This window comes from Mycobacteroides salmoniphilum (assembly GCF_004924335.1).
Classification (GTDB): Bacteria; Actinomycetota; Actinomycetes; order Mycobacteriales; family Mycobacteriaceae; genus Mycobacterium; species Mycobacterium salmoniphilum.
Window position 1 is genome coordinate 787,761 of record NZ_CP024633.1, and the last position, 26,114, is coordinate 813,874.

General features: G+C 64.6%; 26 protein-coding genes and 1 pseudogene. 19 read left to right on the forward strand and 8 right to left on the reverse strand.

All coding sequences use genetic code 11. The annotated features are described in order from the left end of the window. The first annotated feature begins 232 nt into the window (after window positions 1-232). The 4 genes from DSM43276_RS03910 to DSM43276_RS03925 are packed head-to-tail and all read left to right on the forward strand — an operon-like array spanning window position 233 to window position 3,240. The gene (locus DSM43276_RS03910; RefSeq protein ID WP_078330742.1) at window positions 233-1,261 is read left to right on the forward strand and encodes a phosphotransferase enzyme family protein; all 1,029 of its coding nucleotides are present in this window, start codon (window positions 233-235) and stop codon (window positions 1,259-1,261) included. Further along, window positions 1,261-2,037 (forward strand): 3-oxoacyl-ACP reductase FabG, encoded by a 777-nt coding sequence (fabG, locus tag DSM43276_RS03915; protein ID WP_078330743.1) that lies wholly within the window; start codon window positions 1,261-1,263, stop codon window positions 2,035-2,037. Before DSM43276_RS03910 ends, fabG begins: the two co-directional genes overlap by 1 nt. Window positions 2,038-2,062: 25 nt before the next feature. After that, entirely contained in the window at window positions 2,063-2,884 is an 822-nt protein-coding gene (locus DSM43276_RS03920; protein ID WP_078330744.1) for a GntR family transcriptional regulator, read from the forward strand. After that, window positions 2,881-3,240 (forward strand): FKBP-type peptidyl-prolyl cis-trans isomerase, encoded by a 360-nt coding sequence (locus DSM43276_RS03925; RefSeq protein WP_078324890.1) that lies wholly within the window; start codon window positions 2,881-2,883, stop codon window positions 3,238-3,240. The genes DSM43276_RS03920 and DSM43276_RS03925 overlap by 4 nt, the downstream gene beginning before the upstream one ends. A 2-nt stretch (window positions 3,241-3,242) precedes the next feature. Here the strand turns inward: DSM43276_RS03925 and DSM43276_RS03930 are convergent, their stop codons facing one another. Both DSM43276_RS03930 and DSM43276_RS03935 read right to left on the reverse strand, forming a co-directional pair. Next, entirely contained in the window at window positions 3,243-4,556 is a 1,314-nt protein-coding gene (locus DSM43276_RS03930) for a sensor histidine kinase (RefSeq protein WP_078330767.1), read from the reverse strand. 107 nt (window positions 4,557-4,663) lie between these two features. Continuing rightward, window positions 4,664-5,398, reverse strand: coding sequence for a response regulator transcription factor (locus DSM43276_RS03935; RefSeq protein WP_078330768.1), 735 nt, complete (start codon window positions 5,396-5,398; stop codon window positions 4,664-4,666). 165 nt (window positions 5,399-5,563) lie between these two features. Here DSM43276_RS03935 and DSM43276_RS03940 point away from each other — a divergent pair, with 165 nt between their 5' ends. Beyond that, entirely contained in the window at window positions 5,564-6,145 is a 582-nt protein-coding gene (locus tag DSM43276_RS03940) for a hypothetical protein (protein WP_078330745.1), read from the forward strand. Between the two features lie 21 nt (window positions 6,146-6,166). Here the strand turns inward: DSM43276_RS03940 and DSM43276_RS03945 are convergent, their stop codons facing one another. Further along, window positions 6,167-7,237 (reverse strand): NAD(P)-binding domain-containing protein, encoded by a 1,071-nt coding sequence (locus DSM43276_RS03945; protein ID WP_078330746.1) that lies wholly within the window; start codon window positions 7,235-7,237, stop codon window positions 6,167-6,169. 15 nt (window positions 7,238-7,252) lie between these two features. Here DSM43276_RS03945 and DSM43276_RS03950 point away from each other — a divergent pair, with 15 nt between their 5' ends. Both DSM43276_RS03950 and DSM43276_RS03955 read left to right on the forward strand, forming a co-directional pair. Beyond that, complete coding sequence (locus DSM43276_RS03950; protein ID WP_078324893.1) at window positions 7,253-7,984, forward strand: enoyl-CoA hydratase; 732 nt, start codon at window positions 7,253-7,255, stop codon at window positions 7,982-7,984. A gap of 2 nt (window positions 7,985-7,986) precedes the next feature. Beyond that, on the forward strand, window positions 7,987-9,087 hold the full coding sequence (locus tag DSM43276_RS03955; RefSeq protein WP_078330747.1) for an MBL fold metallo-hydrolase: 1,101 nt from the start codon (window positions 7,987-7,989) through the stop codon (window positions 9,085-9,087). Here DSM43276_RS03955 and DSM43276_RS03960 read toward each other — a convergent pair. After that, a complete protein-coding gene (locus DSM43276_RS03960) occupies window positions 9,084-9,761 on the reverse strand; it encodes a class I SAM-dependent methyltransferase (RefSeq protein WP_078330769.1) in 678 nt (225 codons plus the stop codon). The genes DSM43276_RS03955 and DSM43276_RS03960 overlap by 4 nt on opposite strands. A gap of 117 nt (window positions 9,762-9,878) precedes the next feature. Between DSM43276_RS03960 and DSM43276_RS03965 the strand changes: the two genes are divergently transcribed. Then, on the forward strand, window positions 9,879-12,284 hold the full coding sequence (locus tag DSM43276_RS03965) for a cation-translocating P-type ATPase (protein ID WP_078330748.1): 2,406 nt from the start codon (window positions 9,879-9,881) through the stop codon (window positions 12,282-12,284). 303 nt (window positions 12,285-12,587) lie between these two features. After that, the gene (locus tag DSM43276_RS03970) at window positions 12,588-13,268 is read left to right on the forward strand and encodes a slipin family protein (protein WP_078330749.1); all 681 of its coding nucleotides are present in this window, start codon (window positions 12,588-12,590) and stop codon (window positions 13,266-13,268) included. Window positions 13,269-13,274: 6 nt separating this feature from the next. Here the strand turns inward: DSM43276_RS03970 and DSM43276_RS03975 are convergent, their stop codons facing one another. Beyond that, the gene (locus tag DSM43276_RS03975; protein WP_078330750.1) at window positions 13,275-14,108 is read right to left on the reverse strand and encodes a class I SAM-dependent methyltransferase; all 834 of its coding nucleotides are present in this window, start codon (window positions 14,106-14,108) and stop codon (window positions 13,275-13,277) included. Window positions 14,109-14,162: 54 nt separating this feature from the next. On the opposite strand from DSM43276_RS03975, the gene DSM43276_RS03980 reads away from it, so the two are divergent. From DSM43276_RS03980 to DSM43276_RS03995, 4 genes are all read left to right on the forward strand, one after another. Then, a complete protein-coding gene (locus DSM43276_RS03980) occupies window positions 14,163-14,378 on the forward strand; it encodes an antitoxin (RefSeq protein ID WP_078330751.1) in 216 nt (71 codons plus the stop codon). Window positions 14,379-14,391: 13 nt separating this feature from the next. Further along, complete coding sequence (locus DSM43276_RS03985; protein ID WP_459543353.1) at window positions 14,392-15,537, forward strand: lipase family protein; 1,146 nt, start codon at window positions 14,392-14,394, stop codon at window positions 15,535-15,537. A gap of 36 nt (window positions 15,538-15,573) precedes the next feature. Continuing rightward, window positions 15,574-16,017 (forward strand): type II toxin-antitoxin system Rv0910 family toxin, encoded by a 444-nt coding sequence (locus tag DSM43276_RS03990; RefSeq protein WP_078304310.1) that lies wholly within the window; start codon window positions 15,574-15,576, stop codon window positions 16,015-16,017. Between the two features lie 112 nt (window positions 16,018-16,129). After that, window positions 16,130-16,417: a hypothetical protein gene (locus tag DSM43276_RS03995; RefSeq protein WP_078330752.1), complete on the forward strand. Its 288-nt coding sequence runs from the start codon at window positions 16,130-16,132 to the stop codon at window positions 16,415-16,417. 20 nt (window positions 16,418-16,437) lie between these two features. Here DSM43276_RS03995 and DSM43276_RS04000 read toward each other — a convergent pair whose 3' ends face one another. Continuing rightward, window positions 16,438-17,349, reverse strand: coding sequence for an LLM class flavin-dependent oxidoreductase (locus DSM43276_RS04000; RefSeq protein ID WP_078330753.1), 912 nt, complete (start codon window positions 17,347-17,349; stop codon window positions 16,438-16,440). A gap of 91 nt (window positions 17,350-17,440) precedes the next feature. On the opposite strand from DSM43276_RS04000, the gene DSM43276_RS04005 reads away from it, so the two are divergent. Further along, complete coding sequence (locus DSM43276_RS04005) at window positions 17,441-17,992, forward strand: TetR/AcrR family transcriptional regulator (RefSeq protein ID WP_078330754.1); 552 nt, start codon at window positions 17,441-17,443, stop codon at window positions 17,990-17,992. Here the strand turns inward: DSM43276_RS04005 and DSM43276_RS04010 are convergent. Continuing rightward, the gene (locus tag DSM43276_RS04010) at window positions 17,955-19,955 is read right to left on the reverse strand and encodes an MDR family MFS transporter (RefSeq protein WP_078330771.1); all 2,001 of its coding nucleotides are present in this window, start codon (window positions 19,953-19,955) and stop codon (window positions 17,955-17,957) included. The genes DSM43276_RS04005 and DSM43276_RS04010 overlap by 38 nt on opposite strands. A 144-nt stretch (window positions 19,956-20,099) precedes the next feature. Between DSM43276_RS04010 and DSM43276_RS23745 the strand changes: the two are divergent. The 4 genes and pseudogenes from DSM43276_RS23745 to DSM43276_RS04030 all read left to right on the forward strand — a co-directional run bounded on the left by DSM43276_RS23745 (window position 20,100) and on the right by DSM43276_RS04030 (window position 24,381). Further along, window positions 20,100-20,497, forward strand: a pseudogene (locus DSM43276_RS23745) (PaaI family thioesterase). 76 nt (window positions 20,498-20,573) lie between these two features. Beyond that, on the forward strand, window positions 20,574-22,091 hold the full coding sequence (gene adh / locus DSM43276_RS04020; protein WP_078330755.1) for an aldehyde dehydrogenase: 1,518 nt from the start codon (window positions 20,574-20,576) through the stop codon (window positions 22,089-22,091). A 28-nt stretch (window positions 22,092-22,119) separates the two neighbouring features. Next, the gene (locus tag DSM43276_RS04025; RefSeq protein ID WP_078330756.1) at window positions 22,120-22,506 is read left to right on the forward strand and encodes a DUF779 domain-containing protein; all 387 of its coding nucleotides are present in this window, start codon (window positions 22,120-22,122) and stop codon (window positions 22,504-22,506) included. Between the two features lie 102 nt (window positions 22,507-22,608). After that, window positions 22,609-24,381, forward strand: coding sequence for a hypothetical protein (locus DSM43276_RS04030; RefSeq protein WP_078330757.1), 1,773 nt, complete (start codon window positions 22,609-22,611; stop codon window positions 24,379-24,381). Here the strand turns inward: DSM43276_RS04030 and yaaA are convergent. Beyond that, window positions 24,371-25,117 (reverse strand): peroxide stress protein YaaA, encoded by a 747-nt coding sequence (yaaA, locus tag DSM43276_RS04035; RefSeq protein WP_078330772.1) that lies wholly within the window; start codon window positions 25,115-25,117, stop codon window positions 24,371-24,373. The two genes, DSM43276_RS04030 and yaaA, sit on opposite strands and share 11 nt — an antisense overlap. A 119-nt stretch (window positions 25,118-25,236) precedes the next feature. Here yaaA and DSM43276_RS04040 point away from each other — a divergent pair, with 119 nt between their 5' ends. Then, the gene (locus tag DSM43276_RS04040; RefSeq protein WP_078330758.1) at window positions 25,237-26,019 is read left to right on the forward strand and encodes a VOC family protein; all 783 of its coding nucleotides are present in this window, start codon (window positions 25,237-25,239) and stop codon (window positions 26,017-26,019) included. The last annotated feature ends 95 nt before the right edge of the window (window positions 26,020-26,114 follow it).

Consider the following 26,114-nt stretch of genomic DNA (forward strand, 5'->3'; position numbering starts at 1 on the left):
CTGGTTTTGACCGGTTCTCCGCGATCAGGCGAAGCCTGGCTGTCAGATCAACGGTGCTGTTCTGGTGCGACGCGGTTATTTATACCTGGCTTAGTGCCCAGGTTAAAAGGAAATCAGGGAAATCGTCCGGATTGGTTTCGGTGATGTTTCGACTTGAGTCCATCGCACTGCATCGGAGTTAATTGGTCCGATTTGGTCCGCTTGATGGCCTCTTGTGGTGCACACTCGACCCATGCCGGGATTACCGTCGAATCACAGCGAGTTCGCGCGAGCCGCCCTTCCCGGGTACGGCCGCGATCCGGACACCCCGTTGCGGCTGCTAAGCCTGTCCGAGAACGCCACGTACCTGGTGGACGATCAGCGACCGATCGTGCTGCGGGTGCACCGTCCCGGGTACCACGGGCTGCCTGCCATCCGTTCGGAGCTGGCCTGGATGCGGGCGTTGCGCGCAGAGACCGCTGTCGTCACACCACAACTTGTGGAAGCGCTGGATGGATCGGACGTGATCGCCGTCGGCGTCGCCGACGTCACGCTGCATGTCGATGCCATGGGGTTCGTCCCGGGCTGTACCGCGGAGGAGGCGCCCGGCGTGGTCGGGTACGCGAAGCTCGGCCAATTGACCGCACACATGCACGACCATGCTCAACGCTGGCGCGTGCCGCAGGAATTCACGCGGTTCCGTTGGGATCTGGACTCAATGTTCGGTCCGCGGGCACGCTGGGGTGACTGGCGTCGGGCTCCCGGCATGATCGACCGCGACCGCACTGCCGTCGAGGCCGCCGTGCGGGACCTTGTCCGAAGGCTTACCGAATACGGTTACACCCCAGATCGATTCGGCCTAATACATGCCGACATGAGGCTGTCCAACCTCATGGTGGACCCGGCACAGCCGGGGTCTGACATCACGGTCATCGACTTCGACGACTGCGGATGGTCCTGGTTCATGGCCGACCTTGGGGCTCTGGTCTCGTGGGTGGAAGACACTGCGGAGGCCGAGGTAGCGGTTGCGGAGTGGCTCGATGGATACCAACGAGTGCGCCGGCTCTCCGACGAACATCTCGCCATGATCCCGGTTTTCGTGATGTTGCGCCGGGTCATGCTCACCGCCTGGATCGCATCGCATGCCGATGCCGATGCGGCGATCAGAGTCAGCGACGGATTCGGGACGCGTACCGCCCGTCTCGCAGAGCGATACCTCGGCGACCGAACATGGTTGCGGGAGGAAGTTTTCGGTCGTAGAGCAACAAGAGAGGACGTGTGATGTTCGATCTGTCTGCCAAGTCGGTGCTGGTGACCGGCGCCAGCAAGGGCATTGGCCGTGGTATCGCCGCGGTGTTCGCGCGGGCCGGCGCCAACGTTGCGGTCGCCGCCCGATCATTGGACGAAACCGCCTCGTTAGCAGCAGAATTGGATGAGCTCGGTGTTGGCAATGTCATCGGTGTCCGGCTGGATGTGGCCGACCCCGCGTCGTGTGCGGATGCCGCGCGGACCGTTGTCGACGCGTTCGGCGGACTGGATGTGCTGTGCGCCAATGCGGGAATCTTCCCGGAGGCTCGCTTGGACAGCATGACGCCCGAGCAGCTCTCCGAGGTGCTCGATATCAACGTGAAGGGCACCGTGTACTCCGTGCAGGCCTGTTTGGAGGCATTGACCGCTTCGGGTCGCGGTCGCGTGGTTCTCACCTCGTCCATCACCGGGCCCGTCACCGGATATCCGGGCTGGTCGCACTACGGTGCGTCCAAGGCCGCACAGTTGGGTTTCATGCGCACCGCAGCGATCGAACTGGCGCCGCGGGGGGTGACGGTGAACGCGATATTGCCCGGCAACATCCTCACCGAGGGCTTGGTGGATATGGGCGAGGAATATATCGCCGGGATGGCGCGCTCGATTCCCCTGGGGAAGTTGGGCAGCCCCGCCGATATCGGGCACCTGGCGGCTTTCCTGGCCAGTGATGAGGCCGCATACATCACCGGCCAGGCCATCGTGATCGACGGGGGACAGGTGTTGCCCGAATCGCCGGATGCGGTTAATCCGTAGGTGCGTTTGCGGCGATACTGAGCAGATGGAGGAGTCGGAGGGCGGCCCGGTAGCCGAGGACGTGCGGCGCCGAATTCTGTCGATGCTCGCGCAGGGCACGCTGCACCCGGGCTCGCGGTTGGGCTCCGAGCGTGAGATGGCGGAGCGGTTCGCGGTGTCGCGCGCTACCGTACGCAGCGCGCTGGTGCCGTTGAGTCGAGCGGGCATCCTGGAGCGTCACACCGGCCGCGGCGGTGGCACCTTCGTACGGGCCGATGTGGTGCAGCGCAATGTCGCTGAACTTGTCGGCCTGCCCACCAGACTGCACATCGGCGGCCACACGAGCGATACCCGGGTGCTCGGCACGTCCCGCAGGGCGGCCACCCCGGTTGAGCGATCTGCGCTTGAAATCGAGGACGGGGCAGAGGTTTTCGATGTGCGGCGGCTTCGCTACGCCGACGGGGTGCCGCTCTCGGTCGACAGCGCGTGTTTTGCCGCCGAGCTGGTGCCGGACTTGCTGGAACAACCGCTCGGTGGGTCCCTCTACGACCTGTGCCGGCTGCGCTACGGATTGATCGCGGACTCGTCGACCGAGACGATCGAAGTGGTGAGTGCAAATCCGCGTGAGGCCGAATGGCTTGACGTGCCTCATCGCAGGCCCTTGTTGGCCATCACCCGGGTAACCCGTCATACGGACGGCCGGCCGTTCGAGTACAGCTATGACCTGTTCCGCGCCGACCGGGTACGGCTGACCGCCACCATGACATCGTCCGTCGCGCAAGAGAGTCGCGGTATGGACGGCAAGGTGGAACGCGCGGTGAGCAGCCTGGCCGCCCACCGGAGGCGGGACGATACGCTGCTGGCATGACGAAACCCGAGATTGATTTTCAGCCAGGTCCAGCACCCACCGAACTGGTCGTCAAGGACATCACCGTCGGTGACGGCGCCGAGGCCGCGCCCGGATCTGTCGTCAACGTTCATTACCTCGGAGTCGAATTCGAGAGTGGTGAGGAGTTCGACAGCTCGTGGAACCGTGGCGAGTCCATCGAGTTCCCGCTCGGCGCGCTCATCCAGGGATGGCAGGACGGCATTCCCGGCATGAAGGTCGGCGGACGTCGTCAGCTCACCGTGCCGCCGGCGCAGGCTTACGGCGAGGCGGGCGCCGGGCACCAGCTGTCGGGCAAGACGCTGGTGTTCGTGATCGACCTGCTCGGCACGCGCTAGGGCTAATGCCCGGGGAGGCGCAGCACCAGTCTTGCGCCTCCCAGCGGGCTGGACTCCAAAGCGGCTGTGCCGCCATGGAGTTCGGCCTGCTGAGCGACCAGCGCCAGGCCCAGTCCGGAGCCGGTGTGCGATGCGGTGGAGCCGCGTGAGAACCGTTCGAAGACGACCTCCCGCTCGGCCTCGGGGATGCCGGTGCCGTTGTCGTCAATCGCGATTTCCACACCATGCACCGTGCTGATCGCGGAGAGTCGAACCTCCGACGCGCCGCCGTGCCGGACCGCGTTCTTGATCGCGTTGTCGATCACCAGTCGCAGCCCCGCGGGCAGCCCCAACATCAAGATGGTCGACGAGGGAACCAGGGACACCTCGACATTCGGATAGCTGCGGTCGGCGTCGTGCGCGGCGCGGTCCAGTAGCTCGGTGATATCGACCGGTACGTGGTCATCCTCGGTGGTCAGGTCGCCCTGGGCGAGTCTCTCGAGCGCGGAAAGCGTTGCCTCGATGCGGGTTTGGGTGCGAACGGTTTCCTCGAGGATCTCGGCACGCTGGTCCTCGCTGAGGTTGAGTGTGGTGAGCACCTCGAGGTTGGTCCGCATCGCGGTGAGCGGGGTGCGCAGTTCATGGGAGGCCACCGCGGAGAAGTCACGCGCGGTTTCGAGGGCGGCTTTGGTCTTTGCCTGCTCGTTGTTGATGCGTTCGAGCATTCCCTCGACGGCCTCGGAGATCTCGACGGCCTCGCGTACACCGCGCACGTTCACGTCGTCGGGGTTGGATTGCGCGTTGATCAGACGGGCCTGCTGCGCCAGCAGCCGGAAGGGGCTTACCACGATGAGGGATATCACCCAGCCCACGATCACGGTCCCGATCAGCACGCCGCTACAGATCGCGAGGATGCGTATGTGGTAGCGGTCGATCTGCCGCTGTGTCTCGGCGATCGGGGCGCCGACCGCGACGGGGATATTGCCGGGGGCGATGAACGACCGGACCCGGTATTCGACGCCGTTGATCGTGGTGTTCGCATACCCCGGATCCAGGAGTGGTAGTTCCACGTCGCTGGGGATGGACTTGGTCAGTCCGGCCACACGGGCGGTGAGCACCAGGCCGTCGGGGGTGTCGATCTTCCCCTCCGAACTGATCACCGAATTCAGCAGACTCGAGACGGCACCGAGGCTGGACACCGAGTCCAGCCGACGATCCAGCTGGCTGTTCTGGTCATCCTCGACACCCAGCCACACCCAGGTGCCGAGCGTCACGACGAGCACCATCACGCCCAGCGCGGCGATGGCGACCAGGGTGCGCAGTGAGAAGACCCGCATGGGCCTTTCCAGCAGTCGGTAGGCCAGATCGGTGATCCGTTGGCTGCGGTGCTTGCTGGGAGCGGTCATGCAGGTTTGTTGGTCTTCGTGCAAGCGGCTCATCCTGGCTACTGGGACCGCAGCACGAACCCGACGCCGCGCACGGTATGCAGCAGGCGAGGCGCGCCATTGGTCTCCAGCTTGCGGCGCAGGTAGCCGATGAACACGTCGACGACGTTGGTATCGGCGGCGAAGTCGTATCCCCACACCAGCTCCAGCAGCTGGGCGCGGGACAGCACCGCGGTCTTGTGTTCGGCCAGAACGGCCAGCAGATCAAACTCGCGTTTGGTGAGGTCGACCTCGATACCGTTGATGCGGGCACGCCGACCGGGGATCTCGACCTCAAGGGGGCCGACGGCGATGGTCTCGGTGGACGAAGTGGCCACCGAGCCGCGGCGGCGTAGTAGCGCTTTCACCCGGGCCACCAGCTCGGCGAGTACGAACGGCTTGGTCAGGTAGTCGTCCGCGCCCGCCTCAAGGCCCGCGACCCGGTCGTCCACCGAGGTGCGGGCGGACAGCACACACACCGGTACGTCGTTGTCCATCGCACGCAGCGCTGTCACCACGCTGACACCGTCGAGCACGGGCATGTTGATATCCAGCACGATGGCGTCCGGGCGATGCTCGGTGGCGCAGCGCAGCGCTTCGGCGCCGTCGCTGGCGGTGTTCACCTCGAAACCGGAGAGACGCAGGCCACGCTCCAGCGAGGCGAGCACATCGGCGTCGTCGTCGACCACTAATACGCGCGGGGAGGCGTGCCCGGCGTCTTGTGATGAGCCGCTTGCGCGAAGTCCATCAGGCATGTCTGCCATCTTGCCCGATGCAACGCTCAAAACCTTCCATCTGCCGACACCGGTGCTGTCCCGTGAGTCGCCAGTATCATGAAAGCTGATAATCCGGCGTCCCATACCGAAGGCTTGCGCATGTCAAAAACAGTACCTGTAAAGCTGGTTTCCTACGTTGCTGGCGTGTGCGCCGTGCTGGGTCTGGGGCTGCTTTCCGAGGGTGCGGCGCTCGCTCACGCCGATCCCGCATTCCCCGATCTGAACGGGTTCGCCGCGGTGGCGCCCGACGGTTACTTCGTCACCAACGAGAACTCCTCGGTGCGGTCGATCCATTTCTCCACCCCCGATGGAATCGGTTGTATGTTCCGCGCCTCGGCCAACATCACGCCCACCTCACGTCAACGCCTGAGCTGCGACGGTGCCGTCCCCGGGATTCCCGGGGATGCACAGAGCGCGCCGAATGTGCCGGGTGTCGGCGGCGCGAGCGCGAATGTGCCGGGGCTGGGCGGCGTGAACATCCCGGGCGTGGGGACCTGCCCGATGGGTACCGTCGCGCAGAAGGGCGATGGCGCGTTCGAGATCAGCAAGGGTGCCTGGTCCTGTGGCACCAAGCCCGAGGCGCCTGTACTCGATGTCGGGAAGAAACTCACCTACGGCAACGTCACGTGTGCCGTCGGTGCGGGCAGCCTGACCGCCTGCCAGGTGAGCATGGGCGATCAGAAGCACGGCTTCGTGCTGCAGCCTTCGGGCAGCACATCCTTTTAGGGATGGTTTGGGCGGGCACTTTTAGGGATGGTTGTGGGCGGGGAAGCCTAGGTAATCCAACAGCTCGACGACGGCGGCACGCGACGCCCGGTTAGCGCCAATGGTGCTGGCGGAGGATCCGTACCCCAGCAGATGGACGGCGGGCTGTCCCGCGACTTGAGTGAGCAGCCGGCCAGTCATGGTGATGCCGCCGCGACCGTTGCGCAGGCGCAGCGGTGCCAGGTGATCCAGTGCGTGCCGGAACCCGGTACACCACAAGATCACGTCGACATCCAGTGAGCTGCCGTCGGGCCAGGCGACCCCGGTCGGGGTGATGCGGCTGAACATGGGCTGGCGAGCCAGTACCCCGCGTTGTGAGGCCTCGGCGATCTCCGGCGTCCACGGCAGTCCGGTCGCGGACACCACCGAGCGTTGTGGTTCCCCGCGCCGCGACCGTTCGTCGACGCCGGCGACCGCGGCGCGCAGTCGATCGACGGTGAAATCAGTGACGAATACCGGCTCGCGCCGGGTCACCCACGACGTGCGTGTGACCGTCGATATCTCGGCCAGTAACTGCACAGCGGACACCCCGCCGCCGATCACCAGCACGTGCTTGTCTGCGAATTCCTCCGGTGTGCGGTAGTCGTGGGTGTGCAGCTGGCGGCCCTCGAAGGTGGCTGAGCCCGGAACGAAGGGGACGAACGGCTTGTCCCAGGTACCCGTCGCATTGATCAATCCGCGGACGGTGAACTCGCCCGCGGATGTCCCTAGCGAGAATCCTCCGGACACCGCCCGCACCTCTCGCACATGCACGGGCCGATGGACATCGAGGGCGTACCGATGTTCGTACTCGTCGAAGTACCGGGGCATGGCGGTGGACGCCCTGATGGTGCCCGTCTCGTCGAACGGCAGCCCCGGCAGTTGATAGATGCGGTTGGTGTTGTCGAGGGTCAACGTGGGCCAGCGGAATTGCCATGCCCCGCCCGGACCGGGGGAGTGATCGAGGACGACGAATCCGTCGCCGGGCTCAAGGCCGCGCCGCCGTAGGAAGTATCCCGCCGCGATCCCGGCCTGCCCGCCACCAATCACGGCGACGGTAGTCATGGGCGCCATATTAGGGTGGTCGCCATGATCGGTGTAACTAGCGATGGTCCCGTCACCACCATTGAGCTGCAGCGCCCAGAACGGCGCAACGCGGTGACCTACGAGTTGGCGCTCGCCTTCGCCGAGGAGGTTCGCAAGGCAGCCGAAACGGCCCGCGTCATCGTCATCACCGGGCAGGGCACGTCGTTCTGCGCGGGTGCCGACCTTTCCAGCGGTGCCCCTGATCCCGACAAGTTCGCCGATGCCTGGCAGCACTCGATCAAGAGCATCGACGCTGCCGACATTCCGGTCATCGCCGCCGTCAACGGCCCCGCCATCGGTGCCGGTGTGATGCTGGCGATGGTGGCCGATCTGCGGGTGGTCTCCGAGACCGCGCGTTTCCAATTCCCGGTCGCCAAATACGGTATCGCCCTAGACAACTGGAGTATCCGCCGACTTTCCTCATTGGTTGGGTACGGACGCGCACGCGGGATGCTGCTGGCGGCCGAGCCGCTCGACGCGCAGGCTGCCTTCCAGACCGGACTGGCCAACCGCATCGGAGAGCTTGCCGACGCGCAGGCCTGGGCGGCCGAGCTGGCCGGGTTCGCACCGTTGGCACTCAAGCACGCCAAGCGCGTGCTCAATGACGACGGTGCGTTCGAGGATCAGCTGCCCGAACACAAGGTGTTGTTCGACAAGGCCTGGAGTAGCCAAGACATCATCGAGGCTCAGGTCGCGCGGATCCAGAAGCGCCCTCCCAACTTCCAGGGAGCCTGAGCATGCGGGCGCTCTGGGTTGGCGCCGGCGCAGCTCTTGCGTCGACGTGGATCGGTCGCGCCCTGCGTGACGTCCCACGGACGCTGGGCGCCAGCAAGGTCCGCATCGCCGAGGTTGCTGAGGGATCGCCGCAGTACCGGAACGGTTCCTTCCACAACGCCGAACCGGCACGGCAGTTTGTCCCCGACGCGGATCCGACCTCACTGTTACGCGGACTGCTGACGCGACAGGGCGCCGGGAGCCCCAACGGGGAGGTGCCCCTCGTAGTCCCCGAACTTGCCGGTCCACCAGCGGATTTAACGGTTACGTGGTTCGGGCATTCCAGTGTGCTCGTGGAAGTTGATGGCTATCGGGTGCTCACCGACCCGGTGTGGAGCGACCGCTGCTCGCCCTCCCGTGCTGTGGGGCCGCACCGTCAACACCCGGTGCCCCTGGAGCTGTCGGCATTGCCGGCCCTGGACGCCGTGGTGATCAGTCACGACCACTACGACCATCTCGATATGGACTCCATCATCGCGCTGACCCGCAGCCAGAACGCGGTGTTCGTGGTGCCACTCGGGGTCGGCGCGCACCTGCGCGGTTGGGGTGTCTCACCGGCGCGGGTCATTGAGCTCGACTGGGACCAGAGCCATCAGCTCGGAAAGTTGACGCTCACCTGCACGCAGGCCCGCCATTTTTCGGGCAGATCCCTTGCCCGCAACACCACGCTGTGGGCGTCCTGGGTCATCGCCGGACCTAAGCACAAGGTGTTCTTCGGTGGCGACACCGGATATACGAAGGCGTTCAAGGTCATTGGCGACACCTATGGGCCCTTTGATCTCACCCTGTTGCCAGTCGGGGCCTACAACACCCAATGGCCGGATATCCACATGAATCCCGAAGAGGCCGTCCAAACTCACCGGGATCTCGCGACCACTCAGGCGCCGCTGCTACCCATTCACTGGGCGACGTTCAACCTGGCACTGCATCCCTGGGACGAGCCGATCGAACGGGTCCTTACCGCCGCCGGCGAGCAGGGCGTGACTGTCGTGGTGCCCAAGCCCGGGCAGCGGGCCGACGCGCAGCGGCCCGCCGCCCCCGACGGCTGGTGGCGTCTTTCCTAACGCTTGTGTGCTTGGAGCAGGAACGCGGGCTGCTTGTTGCGGCCCTTCTCGTCCTTGTGGAACGCAGGCATCTCGAAGTTGGCGCCGGGCAGCACTTCCGGGATGTTCGAGTGGATGAACGCCGGACGCAGCTCGTCGATCACCCAGTAGGGCTCGACCGCCGCACGCAGCTCGTCCTCGGTGACCGCGTTGGGGCCGATCCCGGGTGGAAAGGCGCCGACGGCGAAGACCAGCACGTAGTACGACGCGTCGGGAGCGGCCGCACGAGAGATCGACTGCTGGTAGCCCTCGCGCGCCTCGACGGGGATCGAGTGGAACAGCGTGCTGTCGACGATGGTGTTGAAGCGCCCGTCGTAACCGGAGAACTCGGTGATATCGGCGACCTCGAAACTGGCATTGGTCAGTCCGCGTTCGGCGGCCGCGGCCCGCGCCGCCTCGATCGCGGTCGGGGACAGGTCAAGGCCGAGGGTGGTATGTCCCTGCGCGGCTAGCCGCAGCGAGGTTTCGGCGTGCCCGCATCCGACGTCGAGGACGTCGCCGTGGAACTTGCCGGCCTCGATCAGCGCGGCCAGCTCGGGTTGCGGCTCGCCGATGTTCCATGGCGGTTCACCCTGGAAGATCTCGCTCTTACCTTGGTATGAGGCATCCCAGTCCGGCAGCTCGTTTGATGTCATACCACCTGACATTACCCGTGTTCGCGGCGAACACGCCACGACAATGGGGCCAAATAGTCGCGCCGTGTTCGGACTCGGCGGCCGTGCCAGGCGATCGCCGGTCGCTACTGTGCAGGGGTGGCAACGATCGAGGAGTTGACGTCGGGTGGATTGACCGCCGCCGAGGTCGCTGAGCGCGTAGCGCAGGGGAAGACCAACGACGTCCCGTCCCGCGCGGCACGCAGTGTGTCGGACATCGTGCGAGCCAACGTCTTCACCCGAATCAACGCGATCCTTGGCGTGCTGCTGGTCATCGTGCTGTCCACGGGCTCGGTCATCAACGGGGCATTCGGTCTGCTGATCATCGCGAACAGCGCCGTGGGCATCATTCAGGAACTGCGCGCCAAGCAGACGCTCGACAAGCTCGCCATTGTCGGCCAGGCCCGGCCGGTGGTCCGGCGCGACGGAGCGGCGACCGCTCTCGCGCCCAACGACGTGGTCCTCGACGACATCATCGAGCTGGGACCCGGAGATCAGATCGTGGTGGACGGCGAGGTTATCGAGGAGGCCGCCCTCGAGGTCGATGAGTCGCTGCTGACCGGTGAGGCCGATCCCATCGACAAGACCGTGGGCTCCCCGGTGCTTTCGGGGAGTTTCGTGGTCGCGGGCAGTGGCGCGTACCGGGCCACCAAGGTGGGGCGCGAGGCCTACGCGGCCAAGCTGGCCGAGGAGGCCTCCAAGTTCACCCTGGTGCATTCCGAACTGCGCAATGGCATCAACAAGATCCTGCAGTTCATCACGTACCTGCTGCTGCCAGCGGGCGGGCTGGTCATCTACACCCAGCTGTTCACCACCGACGACAGCTGGCAGGAATCGGTGCTTCGCATGGTGGGCGCACTGGTCCCGATGGTGCCCGAAGGCCTGGTGTTGATGACGTCAATTGCCTTCGCGGTCGGTGTGGTTCGACTGGGACGGCGCCAATGCCTGGTGCAGGAGCTGCCCGCCATCGAGGGACTGGCCCGCGTAGACACGGTATGTGCCGACAAGACCGGCACTCTCACCGAGAACGGCATGCTGCTCTCGGATGTGAAGAAACTGGACGGCGACTGTGATCGCCAGGACGCACTGCCGGCGCTGTCTCAACTCGCGGCCGACGACCCGCGGCCCAACGCGAGCATCGCCGCCATCGCCGAGGCGTACGACTCCCCGCCGGGCTGGAATTCGACTGCGATCGCCCCCTTTTCGTCGGCCAAGAAGTGGAGCGGCGCCTCCTACGGCGAGCATGGCAACTGGGTGATCGGCGCGCCCGATGTGCTGCTCGATCCGGCCGACCCCATTGCCACCACCGCCGAGGAGATCGGTTCCCGGGGTCTGCGGGTGCTGCTGCTCGCCTCGGCGGAACTGTCCGTCGATGATGCTCGAGCGCCGGGTGCCATCACCTCGCGTGCGCTGGTGGTGTTGGAGCAGAAAATCCGCCCCGATGCCCGCGACACCCTTGATTACTTTGCTTCCCAACATGTCTCGATCAAGGTGATCTCCGGCGACAACGCGGTGTCGGTGAGCGCGGTGGCCCAGACGCTGGGGCTCTCCGGCGCCGCTGTGGATGCGCGCACCCTGCCCACCGATACCGACAAGCTGGCCGACACTCTCGCCGGGGCGACCACCTTCGGACGGGTACGACCCGACCAGAAGCGGGCGATGGTCAAGGCCCTGCAATCGCGCGGCCATACCGTCGCGATGACCGGTGACGGCGTCAACGACGTACTCGCGCTCAAGGATGCCGATATCGGTGTCGCGATGGGTGCCGGTAGCTCGGCCTCACGCGCGGTGGCTCAGATTGTCTTGTTGGACAACAAGTTCGCCACCCTGCCCTACGTGGTTGCCGAGGGGCGGCGCGTCATCGGAAACATCGAACGAGTGTCGAACCTGTTCCTCACCAAGACGGTGTACTCGGTGCTGCTGGCGCTGACAGTGGGGCTCGCGGGGCTGGGTTCGAAGATCTTCCACTACGGCGCGGTGCCGTTCCCGTTCCAGCCGATCCACGTCACGATCGCGGCCTGGTTCACCATCGGGATCCCGGCATTCATCCTGTCGCTGGCACCGAATAACGAACGCGCACAGGCAGGATTCGTACGCCGGGTAATGATGTCCGCCATTCCGTCGGGCTTGACGGTGGGCGTCGCGACGTTCCTGTCCTACCTGTTGGCTCGTCACATTTTGCACGTCACCGGTAACAGCACGCAGGCGTCGACCGCCGCTCTGATCACCGAACTCGTGGCGGCGGTGTGGGTGCTCGCGGTGGTGGCTCGTCCTTATCGGTGGTGGCGGGTGGCACTGGTGACATGCTCCGGCCTGGGCTATGCCGTGATCTTCGCGATTCCGTTGGCGCGAAAGACATTCATGCTCGATCCGAGCAATCTGGCAGTCACCGGACCTGCGCTGGGCATCGGCATCGCGGCCGCCGCGGTGATTGAGGTGTTGTGGTGGCTGCAGGGTAAGTGGTCCGGCCAGCCACGCCATTTCTGGGCCACCGAAGACGACTGAAGTAAATCGGATGCGCGCAACAGGCGCGGTTCGCTATCTTTGCTCACGCGGAGATCAAGCGGCGCCCCGGCATCGCCGGTCGGTGTATCGCGTGTTGGGCCTTCGCCTTGGTGGCACGCCCTCTTCAGGCTAGTGGGTTCGAGTCCCTCACGGGACGGCTTCCGGGATGCGCGCCGTACGGTTCGCGGATCGGTCCTGCGGGGAGCGCTGTGGCGACTCCTCCCGCTGGCTCGCGATGTAGTCCGGAAGCCGTTCCTCCGCAACTGAATTACGAAAAAGATATGTAAGAGAGGTGAACAAAGAATGAGTATGTTGGACGAGATTTTCGGGCAAAAGGTCACGATCATGGAATGGCAGCGCGGTGTGCTGTACCGCGAAGGTGTATTCGAGGCGGTGCTGGCGCCAGGTGTTCATTTCACTCGCCAGCGTACCGACACTTTGGTCACTGTGGACATGCGGGCGCAGTCGGTTCAAGTTGCTGGCCAAGATGTGCTGACCGTTGATGGTTTCACTGTGAAGGTATCGGCGGCGGTTATCTACACGGTGTCCAATCCGCGCGTTTTCGCAACTGCCGAGGGCGGTTCGGTGCACTGGAATATCTACCTGCGCACCCAGCTGCAGGTGCGTGACGCCGTCGCGGCGCTGACTCTTGATGAGCTGCTGGCCCGGCGCGGTCAGTTCTTGGGTGCCGACGCTGTCGCGAGACTCTCGGCCGAAGTAGAGGAGCTCGGTGTGACGGTGACGTGGTTCGTCGTCAAGGACATCATGCTGTCCGGTGAGGTGCGCAAGGCACTGGCTGAGCCGCTACTGGCGCGAGAAGCAGGTAAGGCTCAGCTCGAACGGGCCCGCTCCGACGCAGCGGTGCTGCGCTCTATGGCCAACACGGCCAAGCTGCTGCGGGAGAACCCGGAGCTGCTGAGGCTGCGGACCCTGGAGTCGGTAGCCGAGGGCAAGGCCATGGTCGTTTTCAACGCACCGTCGTGACCTCGCCTAGAAACTGAACCGCATGATCCTGCCGATATCGCGCAGGGCGGGGATGTGGGATATGACCTTCATCTGGATGCGGCCCGACAGTGGCAGGTGCTCCTCACCTGCCACGTCGGTGCTGCGCAAGTCGTCGACGCAGCGCAGCCCGGGGTGCAGCGCTTCGATCTGGCCGGGGTCGTCGATACCCCAGTGCAGGGTGGCACCGGCGTTGCGCACCGCGGGCACCAGCTTTTGCAGCGTGATCCCGATGCTGCCGTAGCAGTCGAAGGCCAGTTGTCCGCTGGGAAATCGGCCGGTGATCCGCCGTATCAGGGACTGTCCCTCGGCCTGCGTGAGATACATGGTCAAACCCTCGAACACCGCGAGCGTGGGCCGGTCGGCCGGGATGCTTTCCAGCCACGATTCATCGGTGACCGAGCTGTCGATCATCCGGTAGTCACCGGCGCGCTCGGGGAGCAATGCACGCCGGAGCGCGATTACCTCGGGGTAGTCGACATCGACCCAGCGCACCGTGTCGGGCGGATTGATCCGGAAGACGCGGGTGTCCAGCCCGCAGGCCAGATGCAGCACCGTCGACTCCCGGTGCACGGTGAGAAACTCCGAGGTCCAGACATCGAGCTGACGGGCGCGTAGCGCTACTCCGATCGCCTGGGTGCCTTTGATCTTGGTTTTGGAGAAGTCGTAGTCGATGCGTGCGACGGCGTCCGCGGCGTAGTGGTCATGAAGAACCGAATTGGGGGATGTCGCGTCCTGCGCGCGGCCGTACAGGGTGGCCAGCATTGTCTCCGGAGCGCCGGTCAATGTGATTTTCACAGGGTCCGTCACTCGACCCAACATACGCCGCTATCTCGTACTACAGTTGCGCCGTCCCAGACGAAGGAGAACACGCTCATGGCTGATTTCAAGGGCCTCATCGACAAGCTGAAGAGCCTGTTGGCGGGTAACAAGGACAAGGTGAACCAGGCCGTCGACAAGGTCGGCGACGCGATCGATTCCAAGACCGGTGGCAAGTACAGCTCCGTGGTGGACAAGGTGCAGGACGCCGCCAAGGGTGCCGTCGAGAAGGTGGAAGGTTCCGAGTCCCCGAAGGCCGGCGACGCTCAGTAACCGACTGGCGCCGTTGCTTGCGGCGCTGGTGCTGTTCACGGCGGCCTGTGCGCGGGTGGAGGCGGAAGGTGTCGCACCTCCGCCTCCTTCGCCGTCGCCGGGTGAGGTGCTCTCGGATACGCCGCTGTCGCTGGCCCCGGATCTTGATGCCCATGCCGACGGTCATCTGATCCGATACATGTCGACCTCGGGTGCGACCGGCACACCCACCGAGGTTTCCGGGGTCATCTTCGCTCCGAAAGGTCAACCACCACAACAGGGTTGGCCCATCGTATCGGTGGGGCACGGCACCACGGGGCTAGACGACGAGTGTGCCGTTTCTCGTGCTCCCGATTTGCGCGGCTATATCTGGCTGGTGCGCAACCTCACCAAGCGCGGCTGGGTGGTGGCCATCACGGATTACGAGGGGCTGGGCGTTCCGGGCCCGCATCCGTATCTGGAACCCCGGTCCGAGGGCTTCAACGTGATCGATGCGGCGCGCGCGGCGGTGTCGCTGATCCCCGGGGCTGCGACGACCTGGGCGGCCATCGGCGCTTCCCAGGGCGGCCAGGCAACGTGGGCGGCCGCCGAGATAGCGGGCGATTACGCCCCTGAACTGGAGTTCGTGGGCGCGGCCAATCTGTCCCCGGCCGCCGATCTCACCGCTATGGCGACCCACGTCGGCGACGGCCGATACGACTGGAGTCAGCTCTCGATGATGCCCACCCTGCTGACGGGGCTGTCGGTCACCGTTCCAGAGCTGAGGCCGGAGAACTTTCTGCACGGGTCCTTCCAGGACAACCCGCGTGACAAGGCGCTGCTGCTGGGGTGTCACAACGGGCTGGATCCCGCTCGGGCTGCGGCCATAGGTAGATTGCGCGCCAACGATTTTCACGGCACCACCGCACAGGACCCGGCGATCTTCGCTGGTGCGCTGCAGCGGATCGCGCTACCGCTGGGTCCGGCGTCCGGGCCGATGTTCGTATATGCCGGTGAAGCCGACCGGCTCATCGACGCACGCTGGATCCACGCGGCGGTGCGACGGGCCTGCGCGCTGGGCGACACGGTCCAGGAGATCATCGCGCCAGGTAAGGGGCATGTGGACCCCGAAGGGGAACGACTGGGGGTGCAGTGGATCGCGGACCGGTTTGCCGGGATCCCGGCCCCGAGTAACTGCTAGCCGCCTGTCGGTGTCGCTCCGGTATCGTTTGCCGACGTGGCAGCCAAACTGAATTCCTCGATCGATGTGCCTCTCCCTCCCCAGGAGGCCTGGGAGCATGCCTCGGATTTGCGGCGTTTCGATGAGTGGCTGAGCGTTCACACCGCGTGGCGCAGCGCGTTGCCCGAGATCCTGGAAAAAGGCACGGTGATCGACTCGATCGTGTGCGTGAAGGGCATGTACAACCGGGTCAAATGGACCCTTCAGAAGTACGACCCTCCGACGGGTTTGTTCCTGGAAGGGCAGGGCAGGGGCGGTGTGAAGGTCAAGCTCCGGTTGACGATCACACCGAAGGGGCCGGGGTCGGTCGTGGACTTCACCCTGCACTTGGGTGGGCCTGCGATGTTCGGTCCGATCGGCGCGGTGGTCGCGGCCGCGCTGCGCAGTGACATCGACGCCTCGCTGTCGAAGTTCGTTCAAGTTTTTGCATCCGCGTCGTAACTGCGTTTTCCGCGTCCTACCTGCGAAAACAAAAGCGACCGTTTGTGATTGGACGAGTATCGAGTTCGTGTCGGTGGTTGGCAGGCTCCGGAATAAGGAGCAATATGGATATATGTCAATCACACGGAAGATCATCGGAAGGGTGCTCGCCGCAGGTGCCGGCGCGGTGCTGATCGCTGCTGCGCCCGCCGCCGTGATGGCCGCCGGGGTGCCGACAACCACGTCCAACCAGGTCGTTCTTGCCGATCCCGGTGGCTCGGGCAGCGGCGACGCGGGTGGCGGCGGTGGCTGCTACAACGGCGTGTGCGGCGGGTGGAATCCCGGACAGGGTGGCTACGGCCACGGCTGCTACAACGGCGTCTGCGGTGGCTGGGACGGCCAGCGCGGCTGGGGCAACTAACCCCTGCCCAGCCGTACGAGCTAGTCCGCTAGCGGCCGAAGGGCCTGCGCCAGTGCGTCATAGGCGTCTCGGCGAGCCGAGCCGGTGCCGAGTAGGTGATCCGGCAGGATGACTTCGTCCACCCCCTCCTGGGCCCACGGTGCGATCTGCTCCGCGATGCGTTCCGCGGTGCCGTGCAACACTGGAATCGGTGATGCCGCAGCGGTTTCCGCAGCTCGGGCCTCGGACTGCGGGTCGTCGGTGACGATAATGCGGGCCTGCGTGGAGCGCCAGATCGTCGCAGGATCGCGGCCAATCTTCTCGGCTGCGGCGTCGAGTCGGCCCGAGATCTCGTGGAAGGTGCCGGGCGAGGACCACTGATTCCATTCGTGGGCATACCGCGCGGTCAGGGCAAGCATGCGTGGCTGGGTGGCGCCGATCAGGATGGGCAACGGCCGCTGTAGCGGTTTGGGTTCGCAGATGCCCTCCGCCAGCTGGTAGTACTCGCCGGCCACTGTGGTGGCTTGCTCGTTGAGCAGGCCGGTAATCACCTGCAGCCCTTCGGAAAACCGGTCGACACGTGGTCCGGGCTTGCCAAGTTCGAGCCCGTAGCGCTGGTGCTCGTTTTCCTGCCAGCCGGCGCCCAGCCCGAGTGTGAAGCGCCCCTGGCTTACGTGGTCGACGGTGGCTGCCCAGTTGGCAAGGACTGCCGGATGCCGGAAGGTCATCGACAGCACTAGGGGCGCGAGCCGGATTCGCGAGGTGGCCGCGGCGAGCGCCGCAAAGATCGCGGTGGCCTCGTGGAAGTCGGTGCGCTGCGCGGCGGTGTCCGCGTGTGACATGAAGTGGTCGGCCGCATAGAAGGCGCGCCAGGATCCGTTGTCGGCGTATTGCGCGATATCCAGCAGATCTGCCCAGGATTGATTGGTTTGTCCCCATATCGAGAAGCGCATGTCTTCCAGACTAGAGCCGGTGCATATATCGCCGTTATTGCGTACTACCCTCGAAATGGTGGAGGAGCAACCAAGGGGTCGGCGGGCAGAGGTGATCGCGGCCGCCATTGAGGTGGCGGGCACCGTGGGTGTTGGCGGTCTTACGTATCGCTCGGTAGATGCGGCGGCTAATGTGCCGAGCGGGACTACGTCGAATCATTTCCGTACGCGTGATGCGCTGTTATTGGGTGTCATTATCGAGATCGAAAAACTTCGTCGGGCCTTCTGGCGGGCGCTTGTCACCGAGATCAGCCCGACTACGGTGGCCGACCTGGTGGGTATCGGTACCGCATACGCCAACGGTGCCGTCGGAGTGATGAGCACCCGGGTGCGGGCGTACATGGCACTTCTCATGGAAGGTTGGAGCCATCCTGATCTCAGAGAGCCGCTGCAGCGGGGTCGGGATGCGCAGATTCCTCGCACCCTGCAGCTCATGCGCAAAGTGAACCCGACAACCCCCGAGCTGCATGCGGAAATTTTCCAGGACTATCTCACCGGCATCATCTACCAGCAGCTTGCCAACCCGGTGCCGGACTTCAAGCCGCGTCCCGGGATCGAGGCGCTGCTCACCGCGCTGGTGCTGCCCCAGGCAGCGCAGAGATAGGGTTCTCGCGCCAGTCGGTATCGGTAACGATTCGCCGTGAAATGCGTTCCAGTGCAGCCTGAATCTGCTCCCGGTCTGCGCGATCTTCGAAATCAGGTGTGCGGGAAAGTCGTTCGACCAAGTACTGGTTGATTGCCTCGCTGATTTTGTCGACTTCCTGTCGCCCCGGGTCGGTGAGCCAGACGTGGTCATTGGTGCGCAGGGCGTAACCATTCTCGACGAGTTCATTGAAGGCGGGGTCGATGACCTCCGGCGGTATCCGGTACCACTGCGCGATTCGGGATACCTCGGCAGACCCGGTGGCGCGCAGAAAGCGGTTGGCCTGCACCAGGGCCCACAGTGGAGCGATGGGCATCGACACATCCGCGTGCTCGCGCAGCTTGCGCAGACCGATATGCGGGAATCCGCGCATCGCATTGCTGATCGCGATCTCCAACAGTTTGTCCGGTGAGATCGAATTGGGCATGCCGAAGCCTTCGCCCATATCCGCGGCAAGGGCCGAGTCGGTGCCGCGCAGCGGGACCTCCTTGAGGAACAGTGCGACGACGAATCCGATGACGGCAACCGGTGTGGCACAAAGGAACACAAGGTCCAATGAGTCGGCGTAGGCGTTGATGACGGGTATCGCGGCGTCATGCGGCAGTGCGTGCAGTGCCTGTGGTGACTGAGTGGCCTCGGGTGGCACCTTCACCGAGCTGATTTCCCGCGTAAGGAAATTGGAGAACAGCGACCCGAATATCGCTGCGCCGAAGGAACTGCCGATGGTGCGGAAGAACGTCACGCCGGACGTCGCGACGCCCAGATCGTCGAATCGGGCCGTGTTCTGGACGATCAGGGTGAGTACCTGCATCGAGGCGCCGATGCCTACGCCCAGGATGAGCAGGTATAGCGACTGCAGGATGAACGGTGTCGAATTGTCCATCCTGGACAGCAACACCAGCGCGATGGCCATGGTGGCGGTGCCGGCGACGGGATAGCGTTTGTACTTGCCGGTGCGCCCCACCAGGATGCCGGTTCCGGTGGAGGTGATGAGCATGCCCGCCACCATGGGCAAGGTGCGCAGGCCGGAGACGGTGGCCGAGACACCGTTGACGAACTGCATGAACGTCGGCAGGTAGGTCATCACCCCGAGCATGGCGAAGCCGACGACGAAGCTCAGCACGCAGCAGATCGTGAAGACCGGGTCGCGGAACAGCCGTGGAGGCAGAATCGGTTCGGACACGCGGGATTCCACCCAGACGAACAGGGCTATGGCTGCGGCCGAGCCGACAAACAACCCGATAATCGTCGGAGACGACCAGGGGTAGGTGGTGCCGCCCCAGCTGGTCGCCAGCGTCAGTGCCGAGGCGCCCAGCCCGATGAGCACAATGCCCCGGTAGTCGATGACGGGGCGTGTGGCCTTGGCCAGTGCCGGGATGGCTCCGGCCGCGACCACGATCACCACGACCGAGATGGGCAGATTGATGTAGAACGCCCAGCGCCAGCCCAGATGATCGGTGAACAGACCGCCCAACAGCGGGCCGATCACGGTCGTCACCCCGAAGACCGCGCCCAGCATGCCCTGATAGCGGCCGCGCTCACGCATGGGGATGATCTCGCCGATGAGGGCAGTCGCCGTCACCATGAGGCCACCGGAGCCGAGACCCTGGATCGCGCGTGCACCGACCAACATGGCCATGGATCCGGCCATACCGCAGAGCAGCGATCCGGCCGCGAAGATGACGATGCAGCTCATGAAGACTGCACGCCGTCCGAAGAGGTCACCGAACTTACCCATGACGGCCGTGGCCACGGTGGAGGCCAGTAGGTAGCTGGTGACCACCCACGACTGGTGCCCGGCATCTCCGAGATCGGCGACGACGGTGGGCAGGGCGGTGGCGACAATGGTGCCGTCCAGCGCGGCCAGCAGCATCCCCAGCAGGACCGCGACGAAAATGAGGTTGCGGCGCTGCACGCTGATCATGGAGCTCGCGGCTTCCTGATCGACGGTTTCGGACTCAGGAGACTGCTGCAGGGATTCGGCTGACATAACTTACCCATGCTAAAGGTATGTGGGCTCGAGCATCGTGAACTTACGTTGCCCGCTGAGACGTAGACAGGAAGCCAGATGACAAGCGAACGCCTTCCCAGGGATCAGTTTCCCGGTTACCTGGGCATCGAGTCCGTGTCGTTTCAGGACGGTCGGGTTACCGCCGAGCTTCCGCTCCGCGGGGAGCTGTTCGCACCGAACGGGTTCGTTCACGCCGCGGCCGTGGTGGGACTCGCTGACACCTTGTGCGGATATGGATGCCTGGCGTCCTACCGGAGGGGGCGACGGGATTTACCACCATCGAGCTGAAGACAAACTTCCTTGGCAGCGCTCGGGACGGAAAGCTCACCGGAACCGCTGTCCCGGTTCATCGCGGCCGATCCACCCAGCTGTGGGACGCAACGGTGACGTCCGATGACGGGCGCACTTTGGCCGTCTTCAGGTGCACCCAGCTGGTGCTGTGGCCGCGGGGCTGACAGCCACCGGCCAGACTCCTGACCTGGGTGTAACGTACGTCACAGGGCTCGGATGTTAGACCGACAGGAGCAGGCAATGAAGCACGCAGCACCCGGAACCGAGGGCAGCGCAGTAACTTTCGCGCCCCGGTATGACAACTTCATCGGCGGGGAGTGGGTGGCCCCATCCGATGGGCGCTACTTCGACAATTCCTCGCCGATCGACGGCAAGGTGTTCACCCAGGTTGCCCGCAGCACCGCGCCCGATATCGAGAAGGCCCTGGATGCCGCCCATGCCGCGGCTGAAGCCTGGGGCAAGACCTCACCGGCCGATCGGTCGAACACCCTGCTGCGGGTCGCCGACCGGATGGAACAGAACATCGAGAAGCTGGCGGTCGCCGAGACCTGGGACAACGGCAAGCCAATACGTGAAAGCCTCAACGCCGATATCCCGCTGGCCATCGATCACTTCCGGTACTTCGCCGGGGTGCTGCGCGCCCAGGAGGGATCGATCTCCGAGATCGACCATGACACCGTCGCCTATCACTTCCACGAGCCACTCGGTGTGGTCGGCCAGATCATCCCGTGGAATTTCCCGCTGCTGATGGCGATCTGGAAGCTGGCACCGGCGCTAGCGGCGGGCAACTGCGTCGTGCTCAAGCCCGCCGAGCAGACGCCCGTCTCGATCCTGGTGTTGATGGAGTTGATCGCAGACCTGCTCCCGCCGGGGATCGTCAACGTGGTCAATGGATTTGGTGTCGAGGCCGGTAAGCCGCTGGCGTCGAGTCCGCGCATCGCCAAGATCGCGTTCACCGGCGAGACCACCACCGGGCGCCTCATCATGCAGTACGCGACCGAGAACATCATTCCCGTCACTCTGGAGCTGGGTGGAAAGAGCCCCAACATCTTCATGCCCGACGTGATGGCCGCTGACGATGCCTTCCTGGACAAGGCACTCGAAGGCTTCACCATGTTCGCGCTCAATCAGGGCGAGGTGTGCACATGTCCCTCGAGGGCGCTGGTGCATTCCTCCATCTACGACGAATTCATCGCGCGTGCGATCACCCGTGTGGAGGCCATCGTGGGCGGCGATCCGCTCGACGAAGACACCATGATCGGTGCTCAGGCTAGTAATGACCAGTACGAAAAGATCTTGTCTTACATCGATATCGGACGACAAGAGGGCGCTCAGGTGCTCACCGGTGGCGACGCCCGGAAGGTCTCGGAGTACCCGGACGGTGCCTACATTCAGCCGACCGTGTTCGCCGGTACCAACAGCATGCGCATCTTCCAGGAGGAGATTTTCGGCCCGGTGCTGTCTGTGGCGAAGTTTGACTCGCTGGACGAGGCGCTGAAGATTGCCAACGACACGCTGTACGGCCTGGGTGCCGGGGTGTGGTCGCGCGATATGACCAACGCCTACCGGCTGGGGCGCGGTATCAAGGCGGGGCGGGTGTGGACAAACTGCTACCACCAGTACCCGGCGCACGCCGCGTTCGGCGGCTACAAGAAATCCGGTATCGGGCGTGAGAACCACAAGATGATGCTCGATCACTACCAGCAGACCAAGAACCTTTTGGTGAGCTACTCGCCCGACGCCGCAGGGTTCTTCTGATGGGCGGTTACGCGAAGGAAGTCCAGCCCTGATCAACCGCGTCGAGCTCACTCCGGCGGCGGCCGAGCTGTTGGCTTCGCTGGTGAACACGCACGGACCTGTGATGTTTCACCAGTCCGGTGGCTGCTGTGACGGCAGTGCGCCGATGTGTTACTTGCGCGGGGAATTTCGTGTGGGTGCGTCGGATGTGCTGCTCGGCGAGGTTAGCGGAGATACCCCGTTCTGGATGAGCGCCGACCAGTTCGAGTACTGGTCGCATACACATCTGACGGTGGATGTGGTACCCGGGCGCGGGTCAGGATTTTCGCTGGAGGCGCCCGAAGGGGTACGGTTTCTCATCCGCTCACGGCTGTTTACCGATGACGAAATGCTCGCGTTGGCGAATCAGCCGGTCAGGACCGGCGCCGACGGTTGAGGCGCCGCCGAGTCCTTCGTGTTGTCGGTTGCCCGCAGAGGTAGTAGTTTGCCCTTGTCGGAGACAGTTCTGGTCGGGTCGGTCGTAGGGGAGTGTCATCCAGTGTATGTAGCTATTCGAACTGCTGCGGTTGCTGCGGTGTGCAGTCTGTGTGTCGGGACAGGCGTGGACGCGCGCACCGTGCGGCCGGTCCCTTCCCTAACGGCTACGGCCACAACACGTTCCGTGACGAATCGGGCAGTTTCTCTTACATCGTTCTCTGATCTGCTGGCGGTGGCTGCTCCGCAGAATGATGCTGGGGCGCAATCAAATCCGGCGGCCACCGGGGTACCGAGTGGCAGCGATCTTATTGGGACAGTCGCCAAACTCCTCACGGCATCACAAGCCGCGTCGACCGGTTCGGCTCCGGGGATCACCGCGGCCGCCGTCGACCCGCCGGTAGAGCAGCCGGTAGATCCGCCCGTCGAGCAGCCCACAGATCCGCCCGCGGCCGACGAGCCGGCGCCGCCGACCAACTTCCCAGGGACGCATTGGCCTGCGTTTGGCACCCCGTCCTACTTTGCGCAGTTGGCCTTTGCGGTGTTCCACGTTGTGGCCTTGCCAATCACGGTGCCTGTGCAGTTCTTCCTGGGCAGCGCCGAGGGTGTGCCGACGGTGATAGCCGCGGCGCTCAACGACTTGTCGGGCCTGCTGGGCCAGATACCAGGGTTCTCACCACAGCAACCGGCGGCGGCGCAAGCACAGCAGAAGGTCGCAGAGGCCTCCTCGCTGTTGCCGAAGGCGGCGGCCGAAGCGCCCGCCGCTGAGGAGCCGGCTCCGGAACCGGAGCCCTTGCCGACCAACTTCCCGGGCCCGCGCCCGGCGTTCGGCACGCCGTCTTACTTTGCGCAGCTGGCGTTCGCGGTACTGCATGTGCTGGCGCTGCCGATCACGGTGCCGGTACAGGCGATCATCGGTACGACCGAGGGTGTGCCGTCGGTCATTGCCGCGGCGCTCAATGACTTGTCGAGCCTGCTGGGACAGGTGCCGAAGATATCGCTACCTGGGACCGACCCCGGGACCACACCGGAGACATCCTCGAAGCAGGTCGATCAGGCTGTCACCAAGCCGGAAACCGCGTCCGAGAAGTCAGAGACCACCAAGCGCGACGTCGATGCGAAAACTCCCAATACCGAGCACACGGAGCACGTGGCCAAGCCTGGCGATACGCCCGCAGAGGCGCCCAAAACCGAGCATGAGGCCAAGCCCGCTGATACTCCGGTGGACGCGACGAAGGCAGATCCGACGAAGGCTGTTGAGCCCAAGGTTGATCCGACGAAGGTCGTCGACCCCACGAAGGCTGTCGAGCCGACGAAGGTCGTTGAGCCCAAGGTTGACCCGACAAAGGCTGTCGACCCGACGAAGGTCGTTGAGCCCAAGGCCGATCCGGCGGCGGCAGCATCAACGAAGCCCGAGCCTGCCAAGCCCGTTGCGGTCAAGCCGGAGACCAAGCCCGAACCGGTCAAGGCGGAGACCAAGCCGGAACCGGCCAAGCCTGAAACCGCCAGCCCGGTGAAGGTCGTCCGCGACAGCCTGAAGTCGACACCCGGTGAAACGGGCACCACTGGCGGCACCAAGACGACCGAGGGGTCCAAGGGCGCCGAGACAGACAGCAAGGCGCCCGCTGCGTCTACGGTGACCAAGGTTCGCGAAGGATCGACATCCTCCGCGGGCGCCGCGACCGATAAGCCTGCTGAGAAGCCATCGACAGAAAAGTCGTCGACGGAGAAGTCGTCGACCGGTAAGGGCGCATCGTCATCGGAAGGGAATTCGCATTCCTCCGAAGGAAAGACGCACACCTCCGAGGGAAAGTCACACTCCGGGTCTACTGACTGACGATGATCGTCAGCGCGTTGCCGTCGCGTTCGATATGAAGTCCCGCACGACGGGCGACGGTGGCCACGGCGGCGGCATCACTGGGTTCGGCTCTGCTTCCGGCGAGGATGCGCGCCAGCTTTCCCTTGTGTGCCTTGTTGAAATGGGTGATGACCGTGCGGCGCCCATCAGGATGCTCGGTGAGGCAATCAACAGTCACCGCGTGCGGTAGTCGCCCCAAACCGGCATATGAACCCGAACGTAGATCGACGATCAGTTCGTTCGCGGCCAGCTCGGCCAACACGGGTTCCAGAACGGGCTTCCAGCGTGCGGACAATGACGGCTTACCGGGCAGTTTGGACGAGGCAGACAGCCGGTAGGCGGGGACCGGATCATCGGCACGGAGCAGTCCGAACAGTGCCGAGCCGACAGCGAGTCGCTCGCGTGCACGAGTCGCGGAGGCGCCGCGCAGCGATGTGACGTTCAGGGCGTCGTACAGCACGCCGGTGTACCGGTGCAGTGCAGGCATGGTGGGGGAGGAGCGCAGCTCGGCATTGCGTTGGATCTCGGCGTCTTGTGATGCCGAGATGCCTAGCGCCTTCCGGCATGCCTGAGGGTTGGCGGCGAGGTCGACGAGCTCGTCGACGAGTACCTCGCGTAGTGGATTCAGTGACGGTGTCGCCAGTTCATCCAGGCGCAGAGGAGTGTGATCTCCGCCTTCACGTTTGGTTTCCGAGGGCGGCAGCAACACGATCACGCCACAGACCGTAGCGAACTGGCCGCCCTCTGCGGTGGACAGGGTCGGCACCTGCGATGAGTTTTCCCGGCCCCGGTGGTCGATACCTGTGAATGCCCCATCCAGTTCAAGGAGACCCCATGCCCACTCGTGAAGAAACTCCACTCGGCGCCCCCGCGTGGATCGACCTTGCCTCATCGGACCTTGAGAAGTCGAAGGCGTTCTATGGCGCGCTGTTCGGCTGGACGCTCCAGGAGGCCGGCCCCGAGTACGGCGGCTACGTCAACGCTCATAAGGATGGCAAGGCCGTCGCGGGAATGATCGCCAAAAACCCGGAGTGGAATGCCCCCGACGGGTGGACGACCTACTTCGCCACCGACGACATCAACGCCACGCTGCAGAAAGTGGCCGACAACGGTGGCGGAAATTGCATGCAGGCCATGGAAGTTCCGCAGCTCGGATACATGGGGATATTCGGCGATCCCTCCGGTGCCGTGGTGGGTCTGTGGCAGCCGCTGGCTCACAAGGGGTTCCAGCTGGTCGCCGAGGCGGGCGCGCCAGTGTGGCATGAACTGAACACCCGTGAATATGACAAGGCGGTCGATTTCTACACCAAGGTACTCGGGTGGAATACCAAGGTAGAGGGCGATTCCGATGAGTTCCGGTATGCGTGCGCCCAGCATGATGGGGAGCCGATTGCCGGCGTCAACGACGCGACAGTCGGCCAGTGGACGCTCCCCGAGGGTGCGCCGGCGCATTGGGCCGTGTATTTCGGCACCGACGACACCGACGCCAGTGCGGCCAAGGTGACCGAGCTCGGTGGTGTGGTGCTCACAGCCGCACAGGACACCCCTTACGGCCGGATGGCGCTGGTTCAGGACACCACCGGCGGTACCTTTTGGTTGTGCTCCGTCGATTCCTGATTGCGGCCGCGGTGAGCCCCGTTATCGTCCTCGCGACGATTACGGGGCTCTCCTTTTGGTGAACGCGCACACCCTTTCAGCTAGCGGGAACCCTT

Coding starts and splice junctions, on each gene's coding strand:
- DSM43276_RS03935 (WP_078330768.1), bottom strand. CDS start 5,398: ATGCCTGATGGACTTCGCGCAAGCGGCTCATCACAAGACGCCGGGCAC.
- DSM43276_RS03945 (WP_078330746.1), bottom strand. CDS start 7,237: ATGGCGCCCATGACTACCGTCGCCGTGATTGGTGGCGGGCAGGCCGGG.
- DSM43276_RS04040 (WP_078330758.1), top strand. CDS start 25,237: ATGCCCACTCGTGAAGAAACTCCACTCGGCGCCCCCGCGTGGATCGAC.
- DSM43276_RS04000 (WP_078330753.1), bottom strand. CDS start 17,349: ATGCGCTTCTCGATATGGGGACAAACCAATCAATCCTGGGCAGATCTG.
- DSM43276_RS03970 (WP_078330749.1), top strand. CDS start 12,588: ATGAGTATGTTGGACGAGATTTTCGGGCAAAAGGTCACGATCATGGAA.
- DSM43276_RS03980 (WP_078330751.1), top strand. CDS start 14,163: ATGGCTGATTTCAAGGGCCTCATCGACAAGCTGAAGAGCCTGTTGGCG.
- DSM43276_RS03925 (WP_078324890.1), top strand. CDS start 2,881: ATGACGAAACCCGAGATTGATTTTCAGCCAGGTCCAGCACCCACCGAA.
- DSM43276_RS03960 (WP_078330769.1), bottom strand. CDS start 9,761: ATGACATCAAACGAGCTGCCGGACTGGGATGCCTCATACCAAGGTAAG.
- DSM43276_RS03975 (WP_078330750.1), bottom strand. CDS start 14,108: ATGTTGGGTCGAGTGACGGACCCTGTGAAAATCACATTGACCGGCGCT.
- DSM43276_RS03955 (WP_078330747.1), top strand. CDS start 7,987: ATGCGGGCGCTCTGGGTTGGCGCCGGCGCAGCTCTTGCGTCGACGTGG.
- DSM43276_RS04010 (WP_078330771.1), bottom strand. CDS start 19,955: ATGATCAGCGTGCAGCGCCGCAACCTCATTTTCGTCGCGGTCCTGCTG.
- DSM43276_RS03995 (WP_078330752.1), top strand. CDS start 16,130: ATGTCAATCACACGGAAGATCATCGGAAGGGTGCTCGCCGCAGGTGCC.
- fabG (WP_078330743.1), top strand. CDS start 1,261: ATGTTCGATCTGTCTGCCAAGTCGGTGCTGGTGACCGGCGCCAGCAAG.
- DSM43276_RS03930 (WP_078330767.1), bottom strand. CDS start 4,556: ATGCGGGTCTTCTCACTGCGCACCCTGGTCGCCATCGCCGCGCTGGGC.
- DSM43276_RS03920 (WP_078330744.1), top strand. CDS start 2,063: ATGGAGGAGTCGGAGGGCGGCCCGGTAGCCGAGGACGTGCGGCGCCGA.
- DSM43276_RS03910 (WP_078330742.1), top strand. CDS start 233: ATGCCGGGATTACCGTCGAATCACAGCGAGTTCGCGCGAGCCGCCCTT.
- adh (WP_078330755.1), top strand. CDS start 20,574: ATGAAGCACGCAGCACCCGGAACCGAGGGCAGCGCAGTAACTTTCGCG.
- DSM43276_RS03950 (WP_078324893.1), top strand. CDS start 7,253: ATGATCGGTGTAACTAGCGATGGTCCCGTCACCACCATTGAGCTGCAG.